18 protein-coding genes are annotated in these 20,137 nt (G+C 64.0%); 11 read left to right on the top strand and 7 right to left on the bottom strand.

Going from position 1 to position 20,137, the window contains the following annotated elements:
* Positions 1-31: 31 nt before the first annotated feature.
* Positions 32-748, top strand: a complete 717-nt coding sequence (locus DL891_RS08215) for a LysR substrate-binding domain-containing protein (RefSeq protein WP_111719946.1) — start codon at positions 32-34, stop codon at positions 746-748.
* Positions 749-860: 112 nt separating this feature from the next.
* A complete protein-coding gene (locus tag DL891_RS08220) occupies positions 861-1,874 on the top strand; it encodes an isopenicillin N synthase family oxygenase (RefSeq protein WP_111719947.1) in 1,014 nt (337 codons plus the stop codon).
* A gap of 26 nt (positions 1,875-1,900) precedes the next feature.
* On the opposite strand, the gene kynU is transcribed toward DL891_RS08220, so the two are convergent.
* Entirely contained in the window at positions 1,901-3,157 is a 1,257-nt protein-coding gene (gene kynU, locus DL891_RS08225; RefSeq protein WP_111719948.1) for a kynureninase, read from the bottom strand.
* A gap of 101 nt (positions 3,158-3,258) precedes the next feature.
* Between kynU and DL891_RS08230 the strand changes: the two genes are divergently transcribed.
* The 3 genes from DL891_RS08230 to DL891_RS08240 all read left to right on the top strand — a co-directional run bounded on the left by DL891_RS08230 (position 3,259) and on the right by DL891_RS08240 (position 5,794).
* Positions 3,259-3,993 (top strand): hypothetical protein, encoded by a 735-nt coding sequence (locus tag DL891_RS08230; RefSeq protein WP_111719949.1) that lies wholly within the window; start codon positions 3,259-3,261, stop codon positions 3,991-3,993.
* Between the two features lie 245 nt (positions 3,994-4,238).
* A complete protein-coding gene (locus tag DL891_RS08235) occupies positions 4,239-4,442 on the top strand; it encodes a cold-shock protein (protein ID WP_111719950.1) in 204 nt (67 codons plus the stop codon).
* Between the two features lie 161 nt (positions 4,443-4,603).
* Positions 4,604-5,794 carry a PLP-dependent aspartate aminotransferase family protein gene (locus DL891_RS08240; protein ID WP_111719951.1) on the top strand — a complete coding sequence of 397 codons (1,191 nt, stop codon included), beginning with the start codon at positions 4,604-4,606 and terminating at the stop codon, positions 5,792-5,794.
* Positions 5,795-5,916: 122 nt separating this feature from the next.
* On the opposite strand, the gene DL891_RS08245 is transcribed toward DL891_RS08240, so the two are convergent.
* Positions 5,917-7,734, bottom strand: coding sequence for a DEAD/DEAH box helicase (locus tag DL891_RS08245; protein WP_111719952.1), 1,818 nt, complete (start codon positions 7,732-7,734; stop codon positions 5,917-5,919).
* 370 nt (positions 7,735-8,104) lie between these two features.
* Here DL891_RS08245 and DL891_RS08250 point away from each other — a divergent pair, with 370 nt between their 5' ends.
* Together DL891_RS08250 and DL891_RS08255 are read left to right on the top strand one after the other, a co-directional pair.
* Positions 8,105-8,584, top strand: a complete 480-nt coding sequence (locus tag DL891_RS08250; RefSeq protein WP_232819085.1) for a PadR family transcriptional regulator — start codon at positions 8,105-8,107, stop codon at positions 8,582-8,584.
* Positions 8,585-8,621: 37 nt separating this feature from the next.
* Complete coding sequence (locus DL891_RS08255) at positions 8,622-10,322, top strand: AarF/ABC1/UbiB kinase family protein (protein ID WP_111719954.1); 1,701 nt, start codon at positions 8,622-8,624, stop codon at positions 10,320-10,322.
* 148 nt (positions 10,323-10,470) lie between these two features.
* Here the strand turns inward: DL891_RS08255 and DL891_RS08260 are convergent, their stop codons facing one another.
* The gene (locus DL891_RS08260) at positions 10,471-11,727 is read right to left on the bottom strand and encodes a D-alanyl-D-alanine carboxypeptidase family protein (RefSeq protein ID WP_157962448.1); all 1,257 of its coding nucleotides are present in this window, start codon (positions 11,725-11,727) and stop codon (positions 10,471-10,473) included.
* 4 nt (positions 11,728-11,731) lie between these two features.
* Entirely contained in the window at positions 11,732-12,547 is an 816-nt protein-coding gene (locus DL891_RS08265; protein ID WP_111719956.1) for an RNA methyltransferase, read from the bottom strand.
* A gap of 178 nt (positions 12,548-12,725) precedes the next feature.
* On the opposite strand from DL891_RS08265, the gene DL891_RS08270 reads away from it, so the two are divergent.
* Positions 12,726-13,643, top strand: coding sequence for a Sir2 family NAD-dependent protein deacetylase (locus tag DL891_RS08270; RefSeq protein WP_368665626.1), 918 nt, complete (start codon positions 12,726-12,728; stop codon positions 13,641-13,643).
* Between the two features lie 104 nt (positions 13,644-13,747).
* A complete protein-coding gene (locus DL891_RS08275) occupies positions 13,748-14,350 on the top strand; it encodes a histidine phosphatase family protein (RefSeq protein ID WP_111719957.1) in 603 nt (200 codons plus the stop codon).
* A gap of 23 nt (positions 14,351-14,373) precedes the next feature.
* Here the strand turns inward: DL891_RS08275 and DL891_RS08280 are convergent, their stop codons facing one another.
* Together DL891_RS08280 and DL891_RS08285 are read right to left on the bottom strand one after the other, a co-directional pair.
* Positions 14,374-15,453 (bottom strand): glycosyltransferase family 1 protein, encoded by a 1,080-nt coding sequence (locus DL891_RS08280; protein ID WP_111719958.1) that lies wholly within the window; start codon positions 15,451-15,453, stop codon positions 14,374-14,376.
* Positions 15,450-16,406: an alpha/beta fold hydrolase gene (locus DL891_RS08285; protein WP_111719959.1), complete on the bottom strand. Its 957-nt coding sequence runs from the start codon at positions 16,404-16,406 to the stop codon at positions 15,450-15,452. The genes DL891_RS08280 and DL891_RS08285 overlap by 4 nt, the downstream gene beginning before the upstream one ends.
* Positions 16,407-16,585: 179 nt before the next feature.
* On the opposite strand from DL891_RS08285, the gene treS reads away from it, so the two are divergent.
* Positions 16,586-18,301, top strand: coding sequence for a maltose alpha-D-glucosyltransferase (gene treS, locus DL891_RS08290; protein ID WP_111719960.1), 1,716 nt, complete (start codon positions 16,586-16,588; stop codon positions 18,299-18,301).
* A 181-nt stretch (positions 18,302-18,482) separates the two neighbouring features.
* Positions 18,483-19,172: an exonuclease domain-containing protein gene (locus tag DL891_RS08295; RefSeq protein ID WP_111719961.1), complete on the top strand. Its 690-nt coding sequence runs from the start codon at positions 18,483-18,485 to the stop codon at positions 19,170-19,172.
* 206 nt (positions 19,173-19,378) lie between these two features.
* On the opposite strand, the gene DL891_RS08300 is transcribed toward DL891_RS08295, so the two are convergent.
* Positions 19,379-19,630: a type B 50S ribosomal protein L31 gene (locus DL891_RS08300; protein ID WP_111719962.1), complete on the bottom strand. Its 252-nt coding sequence runs from the start codon at positions 19,628-19,630 to the stop codon at positions 19,379-19,381.
* Between the last annotated feature and the right edge of the window lie 507 nt (positions 19,631-20,137).

Raw genomic sequence — 20,137 nt, forward strand, 5'->3', positions numbered from 1 at the left:
CACCATTCGTCAGACCCCGTGAGGAGAGCCAATGTCGTTGCGAGTCGCTTTCGTGCCTGGCGTCACCCTCACCAAATGGACGAGAACGTGGGCGGAACGCCATCCGTCTGAGCCGTTGGAGCTCCTCCCTGTGGCCGAGCGTGACCAACTCGCGGTCGTAATGGAAGATCGGGCCGACGTCTGCTTCGTGCGTCTTCCGATCGAGCGTGAGGGCTTGAACGTCATTCGCCTGTATGGCGAGGTTCCCGTCGTAGTGCTCGGCAAGGATCATCCGCTGTGGGATGCGTCCGAACTCGACCTGGCCTCGTTGGCCGACGACACGACCCTTTCCATCGCAGACTCCACACCACCCGGCGCTGCACCGGGTACAGGTGCCGACACAGACCCGACGAAGCAGGCGGTCGAACTGGTCGCGGCCGGAGTCGGCGTGCTGGTGCTGCCCCATTCGGTGGCGCGGCTGTACAGCCGCAAAGACGTGCGGGCCGTGCCGTTGATCGACGCCGAAGAAACCGAGATCGCCCTTGTCTGGCCAACCGAGGCGACCAGCGACGAGATCGATGACTGGGTGGGCATCGTGCGGGGTCGCACGGCCGCGAGTTCACGCGGCCGGCAGCCGGATGCCGCGAAGGCAGAGGGCGACACGAAGAAGCCGCCGAAAAAGGAACCCGCCTCGTCGAAGGGCGGCAGGCGGCCTGCAGGACCACCCCGGCGCCCAGCGCCCGGCCGAAAGCCTCGCCGCCGACGCTGACGGGGCGATCGGCAGCCGCAAAGGGCTTGGCAGACGGAGGCGCCACATGCGTCGTGTGCTCGCCGATACCCGGGAGTGCGGGATCGATCCGCCCGATCGATAGGCTTTGCCCATGAACAACTCTCACGACGAAACTACTTTTACCGCTCAATTGGATGACCGTCGCGACGCTGAGTTGCTGCCGGTTGTCGATCTGGATCGCGACCCGCAGACGGTCGGCCGCGAGTTGGATGAGGTCTGCCGCGAAGTGGGCTTCTTCCAGATCATCGGGCACGGCATCGACACTCAGATCGCCGACCCGGCCTGGGATACTGCACGCAGGTTCTTCGACCTTTCTCTGGCAGAGAAACTCACGGTGGAGCGTCCGAGCGCGTCCTACCCGTACGGCTACATTCCGATGGGCATGGAAGCACTCAGCAAATCTTTGGGGTCCAGAGGACCCGGTGACTTGAAGGAGATCTTCAACATCGGCCCGGTCGATGAGCCCACCCACGAACTGATCGAGGGAGAGTCCGACGCGTACTCGCCCAACCTGTGGCCGGAGATGCTGCCGGAGTTGCGTGAGACCTGGACGGCCTACTACCGGTCGATGCTCGGACTGAGCGGGCGACTGCTCTCACTGTTCGCGCGCGGCCTCGATCTGCCGCCGGCGTTCTTCGACGACAAGATCCAGCGTTCGACCAGTGCGCTGCGGGCCATCAACTACACGGCACCCGACGGTGACCCGCAGCCCGGCCAGTTGCGCGCAGGCGCCCACACCGACTACGGCATCCTCACGATTCTCCGGCAGGAGCCCTCGGCCGGTGGCCTCGAGGTGCGCGACGAGAACGCGGGCGAATGGGTCGGCATCCCCAGCATCGACGGCGCATTCGTGGTGAACATCGGCGACCTGATGGCCCGGTGGACCAACGATCGCTGGAACTCGACGCTGCACCGGGTCGTCAACCCGCCGGTCGCCGAACGCGCCGGCAGCCGTCGACAGAGCATGCCGTTCTTCTTCAACGCCGACTTCGGCGCCGTGATCGAGTGCCTGCCGACCTGCGTCGAGCCCGGGGAGCAACCCCGCTATGAACCAGTGGTGGCCGGCCCCCACCTTCTCAGCAAGTTCGCCAAGACGGTCGGCTGACTGGATCAGGCACAGCGTCCACGAGGTCAGCCTGCAGCGCGGGTGACCTCGTGGATGGCATCCACGCCGGCATAGACGTCCGCGAACGAGGTGGACAGCGGCGACAGTCCCAGGCGCAGCCCGTTCGGCGTGCGGAAGTCGGGGATCACATTCCTGTCCCAGAGGGTGTCGAGGGCCGCGCGGTAGCTGTCGTGGTTGATGGTGATGTGCCCGCCTCGCCGCTCCGGGTCGAGGGGCGACGCGATCTCAACCCCGCGCGGAACCAGCCATTCGTTGACCAGCATCACCGCGTATTCCGTCAGCTGAACTGATTTTGCCCGTACGGCGGTGATGCCCACCTCGTCGATCATGTCGATCGTGTCCTGCATCGCCAGCATGCCCAGGATCGAGGGCGTGCCGCTGATGAAGCCGCGAATTCCCGTGGCCACCTGGTAGCCCTGTTCCATCTCGAACGGGTCTTCTCGCCCCAGCCAGCCCCAGATCGGCTGCGGCAGCCGGGACTGGTGTTCGCTCCGCACATAGCCGAAGGCGGGTGAGCCCGGCCCGCCGTTCAGGTATTTGTACGTGCAGCCGACGGCAAGGTCGACCCCCCACGCGTCGAGCTGGGTGGGTATGACCCCGACGGAATGGCAGAGGTCCCAGAGGATGAGTGCCCCGACGTCGTGGGCGGCGCGGGTGATCGCCTCCATGTCGGCCAAATATCCGGACCGATACGACACGTGGCTGAGCACCACGAGCGCTGTGTTCCCCGTGACCGCCTCGACGACCTGGTCGACGGTGACGCCAGCCGTCGGGTCGGGTTGGATCCAGCGCACGGTCAGACCGCGCTCGGCCGCGATCCCCTCCACGATGAAACGATCTGTGGGAAAGTTGTCGGTGTCAATCAGGATCTCACGCCGCTCCGGATGCGCATCGACCGCAGCGCGGATCAACTTGTAGAGCATCACGGTCGTGGAATCCCCCACCGTGACCTGGCCGGCGGCAGCGCCCAGCATGACCGAGCCCAGTCGGTCGCCGATGATCTGCGGAAGGTCCATCCACCCATCGGTCCAGCCCCGAATCAGGCGGGTGCCCCATTGGGCGCGAACGAAATCGTTGATTCGGTCGGCGCTCGCCGCGGGTGGCCGACCCAGGGAGTTGCCGTCGAGGTAGATGACTTTCTCCCCGTCGGGGGTGATGAAGCGATCCCCGTAGGAGGCCAAGGGATCGGCGGCGTCCAGAGCGGTCGCGCCGGCAGCGGTCGCCTCCTGATATTGGTCTCCGAGAATCTGCGCTGATGTCATGCTGGCATTCTAGGCCGAAGCGGTCGAGGCGCCGTGGCCGGCGATCCCGGGGTGGTGGGCTCGGGCAGGCGAACGCGAGCGGTCGAGCCTACGATGGTTCGATGGGCGAAGAACACAATCACCGGCGGCCGGCCGACCGCAACCCGGTCGAGCACGCTCGCATGACAGATTCGGAACACGCCGCGCTGGAGGCCTTCGCCGCCGCCGACCTCAATCTCGCCGAAGACCGCCCAGAGACATTCTTCGACGAGGCCGCTGTGCTCAAGGGCAACGCGATGGGGATCATCCACTCCGGTGACGGGTCGTCGAATGCTGAGAAGGTGCAACGCCTTCTCATGCTCGTGCCTGCGCTGCTCACTGTGGTTGACGAGGCCAGGGACACGATCAGTCGGCTGCGCGACATCGAAGACCGGCTGAAACCGAGTGCGGGCCGTTCGTTCCGGGTTCTCGAGTCCGGGCCCAACAACGCCGGCCAGGAGGGTTCGAACCGGAATGCGGCAGTATCACCGCATGAGGAGCCCCCAACACGCAACCGCGAGCAGAACCTGTACATCCGGGCGGCTGTCTCAGACATCGAGCGCACGATCGTTTCCGGAGTTCCCGGTTGCGAGGGCCCCGACCCCTCGTGCTCCGTCGCCTGGTCGGTGACCGCGGTGGACGACAGCGTGAGTGTGGTGTCCTGGCGAGATCCTGGGGATGGATCCAGTCCGGCCGCGGCGCCCGGTGATTGGCACTTTCGGCTGAGTGCCGTGAAAACCTGGTTGGAGACCGCTACTCCCCTTGTAGAAATGCCGCGGCACGCCGATCTGCGAAATTCGCTGGGAAACAGCCCGTGAGCGTCGACTCGGTGCGTCAAACGCTGATTTTCGCGGCTCAATTGTAACGCTCTCGACACAATGCAAGCATTTTTAGCCTGCGTGCACTAGTGTCGGGTACGCAGTTGCAGTGTTTTTCACGTTTTGAACGCTTGTGGTTTAGACCGTCGCGACTGAATGAGTTCCCTCCTGGAGCACCAGATAAACACTGCGACATGCTGTCTCGACAGTCGAGGCAAAAGTGAGTACTCCTGGAGGAGTTTTAAATGGCAACAGGTACCGTGAAGTGGTTTAACGCCGAAAAGGGCTTTGGATTCATCGCCCCCGAAGACGGCAGCCCCGACGTGTTCGCACACTACTCGGCCATCGCGTCGAGCGGGTACAAGACGCTCGACGAGAACCAGCGCGTCGAGTTCGAGGTCACCCAGGGCCCCAAGGGCCCTCAGGCGGAGAACATTCGCCCCCTCTAGTTTTGACGATCTGGGACGGCTGTGATGCCAACCCGATCTGAACGAACTGAACGTACTCAGGCCCTCACCGCACGGTGGGGGCCTGAGTCTTTTTCTGCGTATCAATCGGGGCGCTCGCCCGCGGGTTTGCGTTTTGTGTCTGAGTCTGTTTCTGTCAGATCATGCAACCAAAAAATGCCAGATTTGAAACCCGGGCCGTTCACGGCGGAATGGAGGGCCTTGTCGAGTCGGGTTCCCATGTTCCCCCGATTGATCTCTCCACCACAAACCCCCTGGGGAGCGTTGAGTCCGGTGGTGACTCCTATGAGCACATGGCCACCGGTGGTGACCTCATGCCCGACCACTCTGCGGTGTACCAGCGACTCTGGCAGCCCGGGGTCGCCCGTTTCGAAGACTCCCTGGCCTCCCTCGAAGGCAGCGAAGGCGCCGTCGCCTTCGGCACCGGCATGGCGGCGCTCAGCGCCGCACTGATCGCGACCGTGACCGCCGGTAAGCCGCACGTGGTCGCGGTGCGCCCCATCTACGGCGGCACCGACCACGTTCTGGCCACCGGGATTCTCGGCACCGAGGTCACCTGGTGTGGAGTGGACGAGATCAGGGAGAGTATCCGAGAGAACACCGGGCTCGTACTGATCGAATCGCCCGCGAACCCCTCGTTGGAACTCGTCGACCTCACCGACGTGGTGGAACAGGCAGGTGAGGTTCCCGTGATGGTCGACAACACCTTCGCCACCCCGGTTCTGCAGCGCCCGATCGAACAGGGTGTCACCCTGGTTCTGCACAGCGCCACCAAATACCTCGGTGGACACGGTGACGTCATGGGCGGGGTCATCGCCACCAACCGCGACTGGGTCACCCGTCTGCGGCAGGTGCGCGCCGTCACCGGCGGCCTGCTTCACCCGTTGTCGGCCTACCTGCTTCACCGGGGGCTGCGTACCCTTCCGATTCGGGTGCGCGCCCAGCAGGAGACGGCGGGGCTGCTTGCCGAACGGATGCAGGGGCACAAGGCTCTCAGCCGCGTGATGTACCCGGGCCTGCCCGGTCAGGACCCCAAGGGCCTGGTCGGCGAGGGACGGCAGATGGTCGGCCCCGGTGCGATGCTCGCAGTGGAGCTTGCCGGTGGCTACGATGCCGCCGCCGCGTTCACCGAAGCGTGCTCGCTGATCGTGCACGCGGTCTCTCTGGGCGGAGTCGACTCACTGGTGCAGCATCCGGCATCGCTTACCCATCGCCCCGTCGAGGCAGACAAGAAGCCGGGCGCAGGTATCGTGCGGCTCTCGATCGGCCTGGAGCACGTCGACGACCTCACCGACGACCTGATGCAGGCACTCGACAAGGCGGCCGCGATCTGACCCAGGCCATGAAAGCCGGTTACGCCCGCTGAGTGCGCAAAAAAGTGCCTTCCCATGCGCTGGGAGGGCACTTTTTTGCGCACTCAGACTGTTTCCCCGCGGGGCTGGGTTGCTGGCGGAGGTCAGCTGCGCGTGCTGGCCAGACGTCGCCTGACGAGGTCGATGCGGGTCTGCAACTGCGTGACACTGGCTTGCGCCACCGCGGGTCCGCCGCAGATGCGCCGCAGCTCCGCATGCAGCAGCCCATGGGGCTGGTCGGTGCCGCGTGCCCAGAGAGAGACCAGACTGTTGAGCAGCGAACGCTGCTCCTTGAGCGTGCGGTAGAGGGGTGCCGGTTCCGCCGGGCTCGATGATCCCTGGCTGCCGGCGGTCGCAGCCGAACCCTTCCTCCGCCGCAACTGGCGGGAGTGGCGCTGCTTGAGCAACTCGCTGACCTGCTCGGGCTCGAGCAACCCGGGAATTCCAATGAAGTCGAGTTCTTCGTCGCTGCCGGGCTCGGCGAAGGAGCCGAACTCGTCGCCGTCGAACAAGACGCGGTCAAAGTTTGCGCTGGATGCCACGGCCTCGAAGGCGAACTCGTCGAGCAGCCCGGCGGATGCCTTGTCCGACGCGTTCTCGCGGGCGACCAGCGCGTCCTCCGGGTTGTAGAACTCGTCATCACGGGTCACCTCCCGGTCGAGTGCGTGGTCGCGTTCCCGCTCCATCTCCGAGGCCAGGCCGATCAGGCCGGGCACATCGGGCAGGAAGATCGATGCGGTCTCACCGCGGCGCCTGGCTCGTACGAAACGCCCAACGGCCTGCGCAAAATACAGCGGTGTCGCCGCCGAGGTGGCGTAGACACCGACGCTGAGCCGGGGAATGTCCACCCCCTCCGAGACCATTCGCACCGCCACCAGCCACTTACGATCCGATTCTGCGAACTGCTCGATGCGCTCAGACGCCTCCTTCTCGTCGCTGAGCACGACTGTGACCTTCTCGCCGCTGATCTCGCCCAGGATCTTTGCATACGCGCGGGCGGCGAAGTGATCGGTGGCGATCACCAGGCCCCCGGCATCCGGGATCGCCTGTCTCACCTCGTCGAGGCGCCGGTTCGCCGCCGAGAGCACTTGGGGGATCCACTCCCCCTTCGGGTGCAAGGCGGTGCGCCAGGCTTGCGCGGTGATGTCCTTGGTGTTGCCTTCGCCGAGCCGGGCCACCATCTCGTCGCCGGCCTTCGTGCGCCACTGCATGAGCCCCGCGTAGACCATGAAGATGACCGGCCGCACCACGCCGTCGGTCAGTGCCCGGCCGTAGCCGTAGCTGTAGTCGGTCTGGGAGACGCGGATGCCGTCTTTGTCGCGCAGGTAGTTCACGAACGGTATGGGGGCAGTGTCAGAGCGAAACGGTGTGCCGGTCAACGAGAGTCTGCGGGTTGCCTTGTCGAATGCGATACGGATGGCGTCACCCCAGCTGAGGGCGTCACCGCCGTGGTGCACCTCGTCGAGGATGACCAGGGTGCGGTGGTCCTCGACGATCTCACGGTGCAGTTCGGCGCGGGCGGCCACTTGGGCGTAGGTGACGACGATGCCGCGGTAGTGGCGCCCGTAGCGCCCGTGGCTGTTCTTGAATGTCGGGTCAAGCTTCAGCCCCACCCGGTGCGCGGCGTCGGCCCACTGGCGCTTCAGATGCTCGGTGGGAGCGACCACGGTGACCCGGTCGACGACGTTGCGCGCGATCAATTCGGTCGCGAGCCTCAGCGCGAACGTGGTCTTGCCAGCCCCAGGGGTTGCGGCCGCCAGAAAATCTCTCGGATCAGTGCGGAAATACTCCTCCAGGGCTTCGGCCTGCCACGCGCGCAATTTGCTCGCCGTGCCCCACGCTGCCCGTTCCGGGTACGACGGAGACAGGTGCTCTGCGGCGAAGGTTCCGACGGCTGGGCCGGGGGCGGGCAAGGTGGTCACGGGTATCCAAGTTACCGGTTACGGCTGACATTCGCAGGTCGGCCCTGAGTGTTGGTGCGCTCCGATGTGACGAAGACGTGGCTCGTCAATCGTTGCGGCGCCGCTGCTCCCCAGCACCCCTGCCTGTAGCGGGCAGCAGGCCTCGGCAACGCACCGATGACACGGTGCGCCAGGCGCCGTGCGGGTTCTTCGCCTCACATCCGACGCTCACCTCAGCGATGTATCGTTGAGTATCGGCGAGCCAGCGGCTCGCCCTCATCATCAGAATCTGAGGAACATCATGAGTAATACATATGGCAGCGGACGCCCCAACTCTCGTCACGACCACCACGAACACGGTTCCGGCCGGCCCGGCTCGCCACTGTGGGACATGGTCGAAAACGTGCGCTCCGAGTTCGAGCGACGGGTCGCCCCGCGAATGGGGCGTGGAGATGTCCGCGTGGCGATCCTCATGCTGCTTGCCGAAGAACCGATGCACGGCTACCAGATCATCCGTGAGATCGAGAAGCGCAGCGATGGAGCCTGGAAGCCGAGCCCCGGCTCGGTCTACCCCACGCTGCAGCTGCTCGCGGACGAGGGCCTCATTCAGGCTGAGGAGGCTGGCGGAAGGAAGACCTACTCTCTCACGGAGAACGGCAGCGACGAGGTGAACACCAGCGATCCAGCTCCGTGGGAGACGACTGCGACCAGGGATACGGCACGGTCAACGGTTCTGCCCAAGGCCGGAGCAAAGCTTGCCCAGGCGATCGTTCAAGTGGCCCGCGGGGGCACCGGCGAACAGGTTCATGAGGCGGTTGCCGTCATCGATGAGGCCCGTCGCACGTTGTACTCGATCTTGGCCAAAGACTGATCGGCTGCCGCCCTCGCGGCGGTAGCATGGAGAATTAATGACCACGCCCAGACATCTGCGCGCCCGCTACCGGCGAATCCTCTTCTTTGCCTCCCGCCACATCGTTGTTGAGTGGTGGTTCGAACTGGTGTTGCCCCGCTTCGGACTGGGCGCCTTTGCGAGGCGAGGGCGCACCGAGCGGGCGCGGCGCATCGCACGGAGCTTTCACTCCCTGGCGATCGAGTTGCGTGGTCTCATGATCAAGGTCGGCCAGTTCATGTCGTCCAGGATGGACGTGCTTCCACCCGAGATAACCAGCGAACTCGAAGGACTCCAGGACGAGGTGCCGGCCGTCGAGTTCCCTGAGCTTCGCGATCTTGCTGAATCCGATCTCGGAATGTCGTTGAATCGGGCATACGCGTTCTTTGACCCGGTTCCGCTTGCCGCCGCATCGTTCGGCCAGGTGCACCGTGCGAGACTTTTGCCCGTCGACTCCTCCGAGGTGGACTTCGAGGATGTCGTGGTGAAGGTGCAACGACCGGGAATCGACGAAATCGTCAGGGTGGATCTCGCAGCCCTGCGCAAGATTGCCGGCTGGCTCAACCGGGTGAAGTTCATCTCGCGTCGGGTGCACCTGCCCTCACTCCTGGAAGAATTCGCGGTGATCAGCCTGCTGGAGCTCGACTATCTCCATGAGGGTGCGAATGCCGAACACTTCACCGAGAACTTCAGAGACGATCCCAGCGTGCACACTCCGGCAGTCGTCTGGGAACGCACCACGCGGCGAGTTCTCACCCTCTCCGACGTGACGGCGATCAAGGTGAACGACCGTCATGCACTCGAGGCGGCCGGAATAGACCCGGCAGCTGTCGCCGACGAATTGGCGAGAACCATGTTCGACCAGCTCTTCATTCATGGGTTCTTCCACGCAGACCCCCATCCCGGAAACATTTTCGTGACGTCGGCGGCTGACGACCGGGCAGACGCCGTCACGCCTGCGTGGAAACTCACGTTCGTCGACTTCGGCATGATGGGCGAAGTTCCCGACACCCTGCGAGCCGGCCTGCAACGGCTCATCATCGCGGTCGCATCGCGTGATGCGAAGGGGTTGGTCGGCAGTATCCGTGACATGGGCATGTTGTTGCCGTCTGCTGAAAGCGCTCCGCTCGAGCGCGCGATGAGCGAACTCTTCGACCGTTTCGGCGGCATGGGTTTCGCCGAACTTCAGAAGGTCGACCCACGCGAGTTCAAAGACTTCGCGGACAAGTTCGGGGACATCGTGCGCACGATGCCCTTTCAGCTTCCCGAGAACTTCCTGCTCATCATTCGCGCGGTCTCGGTCACGTCTGGGGTGTGCAGCGGACTCAACCCCGCGTTCAACGTCTGGACCGCCATCGAGCCATACGCGAAGCAGCTCACGCGCGACGGGGGTTCAGGAACTGTGCGGGCGCTGACACAGCAGGCCATCACCACCGCCGGCCTCATCGCCCGCCTGCCTCAGCAACTGGACGATCTCATCACAGTGATGCAACGCGGACAACTTGCTGTGGAGACCCCGAGCGTTGATCGGCGACTGCGGGCGATCGAACAGATCGCCCGGCGAGTGGTCTCCGCGATCATCTTCGCCGGTCTCCTGCTCGGAGGAATCCTTCTCAGGCAGACCGACCCTGTCGTGGGAGTGATACTCATCGCAGCCTCTGTACTCCCCCTCCTCCATGCGGTGTTTGCAGGAATAACATCCCGGGGCCGAAGAGGCTGAGCATCTGCTTCTTCAGCGGTAGTCCGATATCCGCTTCTGGGATGCATCGTCTGAGATGCCCCCAGCATTCGGGCCGCGAACCTTCGGTGGCCTTGGGGTCGTAAGCGTCGGCGAGTTGGCAGGCCGTCCTTTCTGGCTTCCCGGCGGCTCAGCCGAGGATGGCCTCCCGGTTCGCCCATCGCCACGCGTCGTCGGGACCGGTGATCTCTTCGGTCGCCTCCACGGGTACGGTGAAGCTCTGATCCCCCACAGTGAAGGCCAACTCCCCCACCGTCTGCCCCGCCTGCACGGTCTGGATCGGATCGACGGTGATCGACTGGGTGACATTCTCCGCAGAATAGACGAGCACCGACGCACCGGAGGATGCGACAAGGGTGCTCGTCTGTCCCCACGCGGTGGTGAATTCACCCACGCGCTCACCGGCGGTGGCCAGGGTCACCTCGTGGTAGCCGGCCTTGGTCGAGTCCAGCAATGCCAGAATGTCGTCGTTCAACTGGGGGTGGGTGTCGCCGCCGAGCATCACCCCGACCACCGTGATCACAGTGCCAGAAATCGTGAACTCCGCTGAGAACAGCAGGCAGGCGCCGGCTTCGTCGGTGGTGCCGGTCTTGAGACCGGTGACACCGTCGGTGCCGATCAGCTTGTTCGTGTTCTCTATTGTGCCGATATAAGGAAGGTCCGTCTCGCTCGTGGCGGTGATCGCTGCGACCGTCGGGTTGGCGAGAGCGAGTTCCCCGAGCTTGACCAGGTCGGCGGTGCTACTGATGGAATCGGGTGAGATACCGCTGGAGTCGGCCACAGACGTCGAGTTCAGCCCGTGTTTCTCAAGCCACGTGGCCGCTGCTTTCAGATATGCGTCCATCGAGCCGAACGCCCAGTTGACCAGGGACACGCTGTAGTTGTTGGCCGATTCAATCAACATGGCCTCGAGCGTCTGACGTTCAGTGAGCTCCAGACCGTCGGCGACTGGTGCGACCGAACCATTCTCGGCGATCGCGTCGTAGTAGATGTCGACGTCGGCGTCGGTGAACGTCAGGGTTGGGCCGGCTTCGTCTGCGGCGAGCGGCTTCTCGTCGAGCACGACCAACGCCGTGATCACCTTGGTGATACTCGCGATCGGTACACTCTCGGTCTCACCATGGATCCCCAGCAACCCGGGCCTCCCCACTTCGGCGATGGCCCCGGAGCCGTTTGACGGCCAAACGAGTTGGGCCTCCACGGGTTGCGGCACGGTAATCGGTGTCAGGGTGGCCGCGGTGGCGGGGATCGGCCCGTTCAAAAGCATGCCGGCGTACACGCCGAACGCGGCTGCGGCTACAACGCCCGCGAGCAGGAGTGCCGCGATGAAACGCCGGCGACGATAGATGCGCCTCTGCCGGGCCCGGGAGTGGCGAGGAGTCGACATCACGCTACTGTAGCCTCGCGTTCTCGAGCGCCCAGAGGGCCACAGCGCTGGCCGCGGCGACATTCAGTGAATTCACCCCGTGCAGCATCGGGATCATCACCTCGGTGTCTGCTGCGGCCAACGCCCGCGAGCTCAGACCATCGCCCTCGGTTCCCATCACCAGCGCCACTTTTTCAGGCCGGTTGGCCGCGAAGTCCGCCAGCGAAACAGCGTCGTCGCTGAGGGCGAGGGCGGCCAGGTGAAAACCGGCCTGCTTGAGCGCCGGCAGCGCCTCGTCCCACTCCTCCATCCGGGTCCACGGCACCTGGAAGACGGTGCCCATGCTCACCCGTACGCTGCGGCGGTAGAGCGGGTCGGCGCAACGAGGGCTGATCAGCACTGCGTCGGCGCCGAGCCCGGCCACTGAGCGGAAGATCGCACCCACGTTGGTGTGATCGACCACATCTTCCAGGACGACGATCGTGCTGGCGTCTCGCACAAGTTCGGCCACAGGAGCCAGCGGCGGCCGATGCATGGCCGCCAGCGCACCTCGGTGCAGGTTGAACCCTGTGAGCGACTCAAGAAGTTCAGGTTCACCGGTGAAGACGGTGATCTCCGGGTAATCCCGAAACAGTTCGGCCATACGCGGTAGCCAGCGCTCCAGAACCAGCACTGAACGGGGGCGGTGCCCGGCAGCCAGGGCGCGGCCGATCACCTTCGGCGACTCGGCAATATACAGGCCGCCCTCCGGCTCGCTGACGCGACGCAGGGCCACATCGGTGAGCCGGGAATAGTCGGAGATCTCCGGCTGGTCACGGTCGGTGACGGTGATGACGCGCATGAGGCCCTTCCACGTGAGACAACCCGGTCGGGCCGCCATGAAACAATATCCGGTACCGGTGCGTTGTAGCTGGAGGTGGGCGTACGTCGCGCCAACGATTGTGCCACAGTTCGGCCATGATTCTGCCGAACTTCCGCCACGGTTCTGCCAAACTCAGTAGTAGCAGGAATGGGATCTGATGAACTCGTCCGTCTCGGACAGGATGGCCGTTGATGCCATTCGTGGCGACGCGCCTCTCGATGCAGATCTGGTCCAGGCGGCTGCTGAGATCATGGCGCGAGGCCGCACCGTCGTCGTCACCGGAGCCGGCATCAGCACCGACTCCGGAATCCCCGACTATCGCGGCGCCGGCTCCACCCCGCGCACGCCGATGACGTTTCAGGAGTTCCTCGCCGACCCGGCCAACCGCCGCCGTTACTGGGCTGGCAGTCATGCCGGCTGGCAGAGGTTCAACGGAAGCCTGCCGAACTCTGGACATCGAGTTCTGGCGCGCCTGGAGAAGCGTGCGTTCGTCACCGGGGTGGTGACACAGAATGTCGATGGATTACACCAACGGGCTGGGTCGCATCACGTGGTAGAGGTGCACGGCAGCATGAACCGGGTGCGTTGCCTCGACTGCGGCCACGAGTTTCCGCGTGAGGAGATCGGGGCGCTGATCGATGCCGCGGTCGCCGGTGCTTCGCCGACGGCAAGGGGAACGGGAGGGAACCTGGCGCAGCCGGATGCCCACCGCCCGCTGGCACCCGACGGAGACGTCGACCAACCGCATGACGCCGACTTTCCCGTACCTGATTGTCCACACTGCGGGGGCATGCTGAAGCCCGACGTCGTTTTCTTCGGTGAACTCATTCCCACGCCGACCTATCTTCGGGCCTCCACGCTGATCGGTCAATCCGATTCACTTCTGATCGCCGGTTCGTCCCTGGTCGTGAACTCGGGCATCAGGCTGCTCGAGCAGGCACGCCGCGCCGGCATGCCGGTGATCATCGTCAACCGGGGCGAAACCCGGGGCGACGATGCTGCGACGGTTAGGCTGGATGGTGGAACGTCCCAGATCCTGACCGCCATCGAGGCGAATCTGATCGGACGGCTCTGACAGTTGCCGCACGGGCGCACTTGCGACCGTGGGTGCCGCGGTATCACTCCACCCCTGCGGGTTTGAGACAGAGAAGACTGGCGCCGCCAGAGAGGAATCCCCGAATGACTACGCTTGTTCTGGTTCGCCACGGGCAGACGGATTGGAATCGTGAGCGACGCATCCAAGGGTTGACCGACATCCCCCTGAATGAGACCGGTAGGCAGCAGGCGCTCGATGCTGCAGGGAGGCTTCGAGGTCGCTCCTGGGACGGAGTGATCACCAGCCCGTTGTCTCGGGCACGTGACACGGCTCTGATCATCTCAGAACAGTTGTCGCTTCCCGCTCCTGTGTCGGTTGCCGAGATCTCCGAACGCAACTTCGGTGAGGGCGAGGGACTCACCGGGGAAGAGGTGCTGGAGCGCTTTCCGGACGGGGTGCTGATCCCCGGACGGGAGACGCGCGCGCAGGTCGCTGCGAGGGTGACCCCGGCGCTTGCCGAGCTCGCCGCGAGCCGTCCCGGCCAATCATTGATCGTGGTGACCCACGGCGGGGTGATCGGCACGATGCTGCGCTATGTCTCGGGTGGCGCACTTCCTCTGCCGGGTGAGTTGATCACAAACGGCTCCGTGCACGAGTTCGGTTTCAGAGACGGGCAGTTGGTGCTGGTTCGCGGTGAAGAGGTGCACGGCCCACGCGACCCGGTCTCGGCTTCTTTGATGGGTTGATCGTCGTCTCCCCGCCAAGCGAGTCAACCTGAGGGTTTGGCGACCGTCTCACGGATAAAGGTGAGAAGCTCAGCAGCAGACCGCTGCCAGGTGAACAGTGAGGCCTGGTGGCGGGAGGCGACGGAGCGAATCTGCCACTGTTCTGGCTCGGCCAACGAGGTGACCGCAGCCGCGATGGAGGCTGGATCCTCCTGATCGAAGAAGACGGCGGCCTCGCCGCCGATCTCTCGAAAGATCGCAATGTCACTCACTGCCACAGGCGTACCCAACGCCATGGCTTCGACCAGTGGAATGCCGAAACCCTCTTCTCTGGATGCAGTGACGAGGGCAGTGGCCTCCCCCAGAACCTGGCGATACTCCTCGTCGCTGGCGCCGTCGTGGAACACCAGGCTGCCGAGCGGTGCCACCGCTTCAAGCGCGCTGCGCTCTGATTCACTGGCCCGGCTCATCAGGTGCAACACATAGCCCGGAAGTTCGTGCAGGGCGCGGGCGAGCATGTCCACGTTCTTGTAGGGCATATACGACCCCATGTAGACAAGGCTTCGGGCGTCGGACCGGTTTCGAACCGTGATCAGAGCCGCGCCGGGAACCTCGGCGGCATTCGGCACCACGGCGACCGGCCTCCGGGTGAGGTCGTGCTCGGCCAACAGACTGCCGGTGGTGTCAGAGACCACGACGACCGCGTCTGCCCGGTTCAGAAGCATCCTCTGAGGCCACCAGGCGAGGTGGTACAGCCGCCAGAGCAGCCGGATGGGCAGGCTCAACGAGGGCGGCGGGGTGCGGTGCCGGTAATAGATCAGGTCGTGCACCGTCAGGATCAGCCGATAGCGCCTGCCCCAGGAGCCCATGGTCTGCATGGGTGAGAACACCACATCGGGGCGCAGCCTATTCACCTGGAGGGCGATCAGCGGTTCGCGCACGCTGGTGGGCGAGCTCACCAGCTCCCACGGAAGTGCAGGCAGCAGCTCCAGTTGACGATGGTCGCTGATCAGCATGGTCACCGGGTGCAGTGCGGCCAACGCCTCAACCAACCGGGCGGTGTACCGGCTGATGCCGTCATGGCGGCCGATTCGGGTGTATCTGCAGTCGAAGACGATCCTCATCGGCCGCCCTCGCCCGGCGCAGCAGCAGCGAAATAGGACGCACCGAGTCGTGGCTCGCTGAGAAAAGTGCGAATCAACGCGGCCGCGGCCGCGGGGGTCTCGTAATGGATCAAATGCCCGACGCCGTCGATCACATGCAGGGTCGCGTCTGGAAAGAGTCGGGCCAACTCCCGCTGCTTCGCGACCGTGGTGATGTCATCCCGTTCGGCGGCAATCAACAGGGTCGGGACGGTGATCTGCCCGGCGAACTCGCTCACATCATTGCCGATCGACGCGCGAAAGGACTCAAGAACGACCTCGCGGCTCGCGAAGGCGCTGAAGTACCGATCGTGTTGGTCGTGGATCCAGCGCCTGAGGGCGGGTACCCGAGTCTTGACCATAGCCAGACTGGTGACCCTTACGATCACCCGATTCTTCAACAGTGCGAAACCGAGCTTCGGCGGCAGAATGGCGCCCAACCAGTAGTAGAACACTGCCAGCCGCGTGAGCACACCCCGCGGGCCGCGCAGGGCCGGCGCAGCGATCGGGTTGATCAGTACCAGGGAATCGACGGTGAGGTGTGAAGACACAGCGGCGGAGGCCACGATGGAGCCGAATGAATGCCCGAGAACCGTCACCCGCCCGCGGATTGCCATTGATTCGACCAGTGCGGTCAGCCAGGTCGCGTAGGCCCCGAGGTCGTGGGTGCGACCGGGCAACGGTTCTGACTCGCCGAAACCGGGCAGGTCGGGCGCAATGATGCGCGCTGGTGCCAGTTGGGCGATCACCTGCTCGAGGCCGTGGTGATCGCCTCGGAATCCGTGGACGACGACGATGGCGTCAGATGCATCCGGATCACCGTACTGCCAGTAGTACGTGCGGCTGCCGAGCACCCGCGTCTGGCGGCGCACGCCGGTTGTCGGTTGAGGCGGTGCCTGATGGTGCGAGGAGGGGTACGGCGCGGGTTGTGTCATCCCTTCCAGCTTAGGCCGACTGATGTCACAGCCCCGACGAATCTGGAGCCTGCCCGATGCAGCCTGATCAGGGTTGGCCGCGTCCGGCGCCGGCGTTCAGGCATCAGTCATAGACTCATCAGCGGGTTCATCACCTTGTCATCCACATTCAAGTCCATCCCAGTTCCCTGAGGAGTCTTGTGAGTTTCACCGCCCCCATCCAGCTTCCGGGCCTTGTCCTCAACCCGCAGTGGTACCGCAGTGCGGTGTTCTACGAGGTGATGATTCGAGCGTTCGTCGACAGCAAGGGCGATGGTGCAGGAGACCTCACGGGGCTGGCCTCGAAACTGGACTATCTGCAGTGGTTGGGGGTGGACGCGCTCTGGGTGCCGCCGTTCTTCACGTCGCCTCTCAAAGACGGAGGCTATGACGTCTCCGACTACAAAGCGATCCTGCCCGAGTTCGGAACGGTCGAAGAGTTCCGTGACCTGGTGACAAAGGTGCACGAGCGCAACATGCGTATCATCATGGACCTGCCGCTGAACCACACGTCTGACCAGCACGATTGGTTCGAACAATCGCGCACCGACCCGGATGGGCCATACGGCGACTTCTACGTCTGGAGCGACACCGACGAGAAGTTCCCCAACGTGCGCATCATCTTCACCGACTATGAAGACTCCAACTGGGCATTTGACCCGGTCAGGCGGCAGTTCTACTTTCACCGCTTCTTCTCCCACCAGCCAGACCTCAACTACGAGAACCCGGCTGTGCATGCCGCGATCTTCGACGTTGTTCGTTTCTGGCTCGCCATGGGAGTGGACGGCTTTCGGTTGGACGCAATCCCCTACCTGTATGAGTCGGAGGAGGGCAACGGAGAGGGCGAGCCGCCCACCCACGACTTCATTCGAGCACTGCGGTCGATGGTGGACGACGAGTTTCCGGGCCGAGTGCTGATCGCCGAGGCGAATCAGTGGCCGCGCGAGGTTGCCGCATTTCTCGGCACCGACGAAGAGCCGGAATGCCACATGGCCTTCGACTTTCCGGTGATGCCGCGCATCTTCTACTCCCTGCGCTCCCAACACGCCGGCGAATTGATCCAAGTGCTGTCAGAAACGACGGACATTCCGACCGGGGCCGGTTGGGCAGTATTCCTGCGCAACCACGACGAACTCACACTGGAGATGGTGTCGGAGGAGTACCGTCAGGCAATGTACGGCTGGTACGCCTACGACCCGCGCATGCGTGTGAACGTGGGCATCCGCCGGCGCCTGGCGCCGCTGCTCGACAACTCGCGTTCAGAGCTGGAGCTCGTGCACGCCCTGCTGTTCTCGCTCGAGGGCAGCCCCTTCTTGTACTACGGCGATGAGATCGGCATGGGTGACAATATCTGGTTGCCGGATCGTGACTCGTCGCGCACCCCGATGCAATGGACCCCAGATCGCAATGCGGGCTTCTCGTCTGCCGACCCGGGCCAGCTCTACCTGCCCGTTGTTCAATCGCTCGTCTACCACTACAGCCACGTCAACGTTGAGGCCCAGCTGGCACAATCCCGCTCCCTGCTGCACTGGGTGCGCAACGTGATCCACGTGCGCAAGGCGCACCCGGCGTTCGGACTCGGGTCGATGCACGTTCTGGAGACTGACCACGAATCCGTGTTGGCCTTTGTGCGCTCCCACGAAGGCGCCGTCAGCCATCCGAGCGAGCCAGCAGAAGATATCCTCTGCGTGTTCAGCTTCGCCCACAATCCGATCTCGGTCACAATTTCAGCGGAGCAGTGGGCGGACCGTACGCTGACCGACGTGTTCGGAGGCGAGCGTTTTCCTTCGGTAGGAGCAGACGGCTTGATCACCCTCACGCTGGGAACACAGAGCTTCTACTGGCTGCACCTGGGGCACCCCACCAGGCGGCACTGAGGGGCGCGCCGAGGGTCGCGCCGAGGGTCGATTACAGCTCAGGTAGTACAGCTCAGCGAGTACAGCGGGTACCGCTCGGAGGCGGACGCACAGTCTCGCAGCCGGTGTCAGTGGCTCCCAATAGAGTGGTCACGTGAACATCAGTCAAGAAGTCAGTACCGAAATCGAAGCGACAGCCCCAATGCCGAGTTGGTACGAAAAGGTCGGTGTCTTCGACCTCGAGACCACAGGCATCGATACCTCAACGTGCCGAATCGTCACCGCGCACGTCGGGGTTCTTGATGCCGCCGGGCAGCCGATTCAGGGAACCGATTGGCTGATAGATCCGGGCGTCGAGATTCCGGCACAGGCCACCGCAGTGCACAAGATCACCACTGAACATGCCCGCGAGCACGGGCGGCCGCCGGCCGAGTCGATTGCTGAGATCGTGGCCGCCCTGTCGACGCTTCTGAGCCAAGGCGTGCCGGTCGTGGTCTACAACGCGCCGTATGACCTGAGCCTGTTGGCACACGAGGCGCGTCGCCATGGCCTTCCGGTGCTCGACTCCCCGGCGCCGATCATCGATCCACTGGTGATCGACAAGGCCGTCGATCGCTACCGCAAGGGTAAACGCACCCTGGAGGCGGCGACCGCCGTCTACGGGGTCTTCCTTGAAGACGCGCACAACGCTGCTGCCGACGCCATCGCTGCCGGACGCGTGGCGCAGGCACTGGGCCGCAAATACTCCGAGGCGCTGGAGTTCAGCGCAGACGAGTTGCACAACCGCCAGGTGGGTTGGAGCCAGGATCAGGCCGCAAGCTTCCAGGAGTACATGCGCGAGAAGCGGAATGAGCCGCAGTTCGTGGCTTCCGGCGCCTGGCCGCTGCGCTAGTCAGAGGCTGTTCTCGCCAAGCCTGCACTGAATCAGGGCTGTGCTCAACCACGGCTGTGCTCAACCAAGGCTGTGCTCAATCAAGGCTGTGCTCAACCACGGCTGTGCTCAACCAAGGCTGTGCTCAACCACGGCCACGACCCACACTTTGAGACAGCACGAAGGCGACCGGCAGATGCCGATCGCCTTCGTGAATGACTGGGTGCTTAGGAGCCGAAGCCCTTGTAGCGGGTGTTGAACTTCTCAACGCGGCCGGCCGAGTCCATGATGCGCTGCTTGCCGGTGTAGAACGGGTGCGACTCCGACGAGATCTCGACGTCGATCACCGGGTAGGTCTTGCCGTCTTCCCACTCGATGGTCTTCGCGCTGCCGACGGTGGAACGCGTCAGGAACGCCTTGCCCGAGGCCAGGTCGCGAAACACAACCGGGGCGTACGTGGGGTGGATGCCAGACTTCATGAAAACTACCTTCGCGATTCGAATATTGGGGACTCGAGCAGGGCTCGAAAGCTGCGGCGGTCTTTCGACCAACGATCAATCGTAGCAGATGCCCGGCCGATGCATCACAGCTTGGATGACGGTTGCTCTGCGGCGCGTCATCGAGTCGCGAAGTCAGAACTATTCACTCCGATGGTTGGATGGTCGAATGAGACAACAACGCGGTTCAGTGATCTGGCCGGTGGTGCACGACGAGCGCCGTGCCCTGATCAAAGACTTGGAGCAACTGCCTGCCGCCGACTGGGAGACCCCGTCATTGCAGCGATTGGGATGTGCACGACGTTGTGGCACACCTCGTCGATACGGTGTGCTCCTGGCGGAGAGACTGCCACAAGCTGCAGCGTCAGGGCCAGCATGGGACCGGACATCAAAGAGGCACAACGATCGGTGCGCCCAGGGTCGCCATCGCAACGGGCACAGCACGGCACCCACACAACTTCGTGACCTGGTCGAGAAGATTGATTGAGA

The sequence above is a fragment of the Homoserinimonas sp. OAct 916 genome (genome assembly GCF_003260275.1).
Lineage (GTDB): Bacteria > Actinomycetota > Actinomycetes > Actinomycetales > Microbacteriaceae > OACT-916.